This is a genomic window from Ameyamaea chiangmaiensis, from assembly GCF_013376175.1.
GTDB classification, from domain to species: Bacteria; Pseudomonadota; Alphaproteobacteria; order Acetobacterales; family Acetobacteraceae; genus Ameyamaea; species Ameyamaea chiangmaiensis.
This window is the reverse complement of sequence record NZ_JABXXR010000198.1, coordinates 1-3,927: the sequence shown is the minus strand read 5'-3', so window position 1 is coordinate 3,927 and position 3,927 is coordinate 1. Positions and strand designations below refer to the sequence as shown.

Annotated in this window: 5 protein-coding genes and 1 pseudogene; 2 read left to right on the top strand and 4 right to left on the bottom strand. The window is 67.0% G+C overall.

The genetic code is table 11. The annotated features are described in order from the left end of the window. Positions 1-352: alpha-hydroxy-acid oxidizing protein (locus HUK82_RS14995; RefSeq protein ID WP_176614717.1), on the top strand; the 352-nt coding region annotated here is incomplete at its 5' end. A gap of 25 nt (positions 353-377) precedes the next feature. Here the strand turns inward: HUK82_RS14995 and HUK82_RS14990 are convergent. Both HUK82_RS14990 and HUK82_RS14985 read right to left on the bottom strand, forming a co-directional pair. Next, complete coding sequence (locus tag HUK82_RS14990) at positions 378-1,301, bottom strand: PPK2 family polyphosphate kinase (protein ID WP_176614716.1); 924 nt, start codon at positions 1,299-1,301, stop codon at positions 378-380. A gap of 5 nt (positions 1,302-1,306) precedes the next feature. Next, positions 1,307-2,062 (bottom strand): SDR family NAD(P)-dependent oxidoreductase, encoded by a 756-nt coding sequence (locus HUK82_RS14985; RefSeq protein WP_176614715.1) that lies wholly within the window; start codon positions 2,060-2,062, stop codon positions 1,307-1,309. 132 nt (positions 2,063-2,194) lie between these two features. Between HUK82_RS14985 and HUK82_RS14980 the strand changes: the two genes are divergently transcribed. Then, positions 2,195-2,788, top strand: a complete 594-nt coding sequence (locus HUK82_RS14980; protein ID WP_176614714.1) for a YqgE/AlgH family protein — start codon at positions 2,195-2,197, stop codon at positions 2,786-2,788. A 21-nt stretch (positions 2,789-2,809) separates the two neighbouring features. Here HUK82_RS14980 and HUK82_RS14975 read toward each other — a convergent pair whose 3' ends face one another. Then, the gene (locus HUK82_RS14975) at positions 2,810-3,661 is read right to left on the bottom strand and encodes a TIGR01459 family HAD-type hydrolase (protein WP_176614713.1); all 852 of its coding nucleotides are present in this window, start codon (positions 3,659-3,661) and stop codon (positions 2,810-2,812) included. After that, a pseudogene (locus tag HUK82_RS14970) lies at positions 3,661-3,927 on the bottom strand (quinone-dependent dihydroorotate dehydrogenase); the annotation flags it as partial. The gene HUK82_RS14975 and the pseudogene HUK82_RS14970, both read right to left, overlap by 1 nt.

Genomic DNA, 3,927 nt, shown 5'->3' with positions numbered 1-3,927 from the left:
GACCGGCGTGGACGGGATCGTGGCGTCCAATCACGGCGCACGCACGCTCGACGGCATCGTGGGCCCGGTCGAGCAACTGGCGGCGATGCGGGAGGCGGCGGGTCGCATGACGGTGCTGGCCGACAGCGGCTTTCGCGGGGGGACCGACGTGATGATCGGGCAGGGTCTGGGGGCGGACGCGGTTTTTCTCGGCCGTCCGTTTCTGATGGCATGTGTCGCGGCGGGGCTTGCCGGGGTCGATCACGCCATCGGGCTGCTGGGTGCCGATCTGCGCGCCGCCATGGCGCATTGCGGCGTCACGCGGCCGGAGGAGATCGCGGACGCCGTCGTGCGGCGCGGCCCGACGGGCTGACGCCGCACGACCGCACGCGGACGGGTCAATCCCCCTTCTTGCCCTCGCGTTCGAGGATCGAGCGGAATTTCTTGAGCGAATCGCGTACCTCGGGCGCGGGTTCCGGCTCCCCGAGGTCGAGCTTCTCCAGCGCCGCGATCATCGCCTCGATCACCACCAGACGCGCAAACCATTTGCGGTCGCCGGGGACGACGTACCACGGGGCACAAGGCTGAGCGGTATGCGCGACCGCCTCATGATAGGCATTCTGGTAGTCGTCCCAATAGCCGCGTTCGCGAATATCGGACGGCGAGAACTTCCAGACCTTGTCGGGGCGGTTGAGGCGCTTGAGGAACCGCTGCCGCTGCTTTTCCCTCGATCCGTTGAGGAAGAACTTCAGCACCACGAAGCCCTGTCGGCTCAGATAGGTTTCGAAGTTGCGGATATCCTCATACCGGTGCGTCCAGAAATGCGGCCCCTGCACGGCGGCCGGCAGTTTCTCGTTCTCCAGCACCTCCGGATGCACCCGCGTCACCAGCACCTCTTCATAGTGGCTGCGGTTGAAGATCCCGATCTTGCCACGCGCCGGAATGCTGAAATGCGGGCGCCAGAGAAAATCGTGGGACAGTTCGACCGGACCCGGCTGCTTGAACGCCGTCACCGCGACGCCCTGCGGATTGACCCCCGACATGACGTGCTTGATCGTGCTGTCCTTGCCGCCCGCATCCATGGCCTGCAAGGCCACCAGCATCGCCCAGGACCCGTTCGCCTCCAGCTTCTGCTGAAGCTCCGACAGACGTCGGACGGAGGCACGCAACATCTCGCGCCCCTCCTTCTTGCGCAGGGCGAGGCCCCCCATGTCGTCCGTCGCATGGTCGGCGGCGCGAAAGCTCGCGCCATCGCTCACGCAGTAGCGCGGGAGCAGTGCCTGAATGGCGCTTCGGTCGATCGCCTTGCTGTCCGTCGCCATCGCCGTCAGCCCATCGACCGGTCGACCGCCAGGCCGCCCGCGGCCTGACAGACAGGCATCATCTCGATCTGGTTGATGTTCACGTGCGGCGGCAGGGACAGCAGCCACGACACGGTATGGGCAATGTCCTCGGCCGTCAGCGGTGTCGTCTTGTCATAGACGGCGCTGGCCTTGGCATCGTCCTTGAAGCGCACATTGCTGAACTCGGTCCCGCCGCACAGGCCGGGGGCGATGTTCGTCGCGCGCACGTGCTGTCCCAGCACATCGGTGCGCAGGTTGCGCATGAACTGCTCCACGAACGCCTTGGTCGCGCCGTAGACGTTCCCGCCAACATAGGGATAGATCCCCGCTATGCTGCCCAGCGCGATGACATAGCCCTTGTTCCGCTCAACCATGCCCGGCAGCAACGCGCGCGTGATTTCCACCAGTCCGCTGACGTTGGTGGAGATCATCGTCTCCCACCCGTCAATGTCGGCACTCTGCGACCGCTCCGTCCCCAGGGCGAGACCGGCGTTGTTGACCAGAACGTCCACCTCGCGCCAGCCGTCGGGCAACGTGTCCGGCAGGGCGCGCAGAGCCTCGCGGTCATTCATGTCGAGCACGAACGGCAACAGCGACGCGCCGAGTTCGGCGGCCAGTTCGTCAAGCCGCGCCTTGCGGCGGCCCGTGGCGATGACACGGTGGCCGTCGCCGACCAGCCGACGGGCGATGGCCTGCCCGAATCCGGCGGTTGCACCCGTTACCAGAACCGTTTGTGTCATGCGCCTGTCCCCTGTCATTTTCAAAGCGTGTCAATCATGGCACCATGGTCCGCCGCTGCCTATCCCGGCGACACCGGGGAGGGCGCCGGAAAGGGTTGCAAAGCGGCCCGAATTGGCCTCTAGCATAGCGTGATGACCGCTACGTTGGACCTCCAGACGTCACCTCTCGGTTCGCTGACCGGCTTCTTTCTGGTGGCAAGCCCAGCTCTGGCCGATTCCGATTTCGCCCAGAGCGTTATCTATCTGTGCGCCCATTCCGAAGAGGACGGCGCAATGGGACTGGTCATCAACCGGCGCCTGCCGCAGCCCGGCCTGGCCGACGTCCTGACGCAACTGGGTATCGAGCCCGCACCGCCGCGTCGGATCATCAGCCTGTGCGCGGGTGGTCCGCTGGACGGCACACGCGGCTTCGTCCTGCATTCCTCGGACTGGAGCGGCGACGGCAGCCTGAGCGTGGATGACACGATCACCCTGACCGCCAGCCTCGATGTCCTGCGCGAGATCGCCGACGGATCCGGACCGCGCCACGCGCTGCTGGCCCTTGGCCACGCCGCGTGGGAGCCGGGCCAGCTGGAAGAGGAAATCCTCACGCACAACGCGTGGTACATCGCCCCGGCGAACGAAGCGATCCTGTTCGGCAACGATCATACGGTCAAATGGCGCCGGGCGCTGGCCACCATCGACCTCGATGCCGGTCAGTTGTCCGGCGCCGTGGGCCACGCCTGACCGCCGTCCGGCGGGCAGCCGTCACCAGGCGAAAGACGGAACGACCGCTTCGGGCGCCAGACCGGCGGACCGGGCTTCCGCCTCGGCCAGTGCTGCGTCATTGCCGATCATTTCCTGATGGATGCCACCCAGCACCCACGCGCCCGCGATACCGGTCGCCTTCGCGCCGCGCATGTCGGTCGCCAGGGCATCGCCGACCGCGATGACGCGCGATCTCGGCAGGCCAAGCTGCTCGAAAACGGGTTCGTAGACCTCGGGATGCGGTTTGCCGATCAGGCGTACCGCCCCACCCATCTGCGCGTAGTAACTCGCCAGCAGACCGGCGCAGATGATACGCCGCCCGTCGCGGATGACCTCGATATCGGGGTTCGCGCACAGCATCGGCAGACCCGCGCGGGCGCTGGCCTCCATACGCGCGACATAGGGCTCGACCGAGTCCTCGCCCTCTTCGGGGGTGGGGCCGGTGTTGAGGACGAAATCCGCCTCCGCCGGGTCGGTCACGACGGTGTAGTCGAGCCCCTCGAACACGTTCACGTCCTTGCGGCCGCCGATATGAAACAGCCGGCGTCCGTTGCCGCCGAACTGCGGATCCTGCCCCCCGGCCAGCAGCGCGCGGCAATATTCGCCGCTGGTCATCACGCCGTTATAGAGATCGTCGCCGATCCCCATGCCCCGCAGCATCACCTGCACCACGGCGGCGGTGCGCGGCGCATTCGACAGCAGCACGACGCGCCGACCGGCCGCTTGCAGCCGCGCAAGACAGTCGACCGATCCGGGATAGGGGCGTACGCCGTCATGCACGACGCCCCAGAGATCGACGATGAAGCCCTCATATTCCCCGGCCAGAACGGCCATTCCCTTGAGGTGGCGCATCAGAGATCGGCTCCTTTCGCATCGGCAAGTGTTTCGAACCCTTGGGCGCGCAGGGCCGCCAGCAGTTCGGTCTTCAGGCGCGGCACCAGCGCCGGCCCCTGCAGGGCAAACGCGGAATAGACCTGCACCAGATCGGCGCCGGCCTTGATCCGCGCCAGAATGTCCGACCCGGTTTCGATCCCCCCGGCCCCGACCAGAACCAGCCGCCCCGCCGCCAGCCGCGCCACCGCCAGCAGCATCGCCTGCGCCCGGTTGCGCAGCGGACG

Excerpts from the sequence above, each read along its gene's own strand:
- HUK82_RS14990 (WP_176614716.1), bottom strand. The coding sequence starts at position 1,301 with ATGGCGACGGACAGCAAGGCGATCGACCGAAGCGCCATTCAGGCACTG.
- HUK82_RS14985 (WP_176614715.1), bottom strand. The coding sequence starts at position 2,062 with ATGACACAAACGGTTCTGGTAACGGGTGCAACCGCCGGATTCGGGCAG.
- HUK82_RS14980 (WP_176614714.1), top strand. The coding sequence starts at position 2,195 with ATGACCGCTACGTTGGACCTCCAGACGTCACCTCTCGGTTCGCTGACC.
- HUK82_RS14975 (WP_176614713.1), bottom strand. The coding sequence starts at position 3,661 with ATGCGCCACCTCAAGGGAATGGCCGTTCTGGCCGGGGAATATGAGGGC.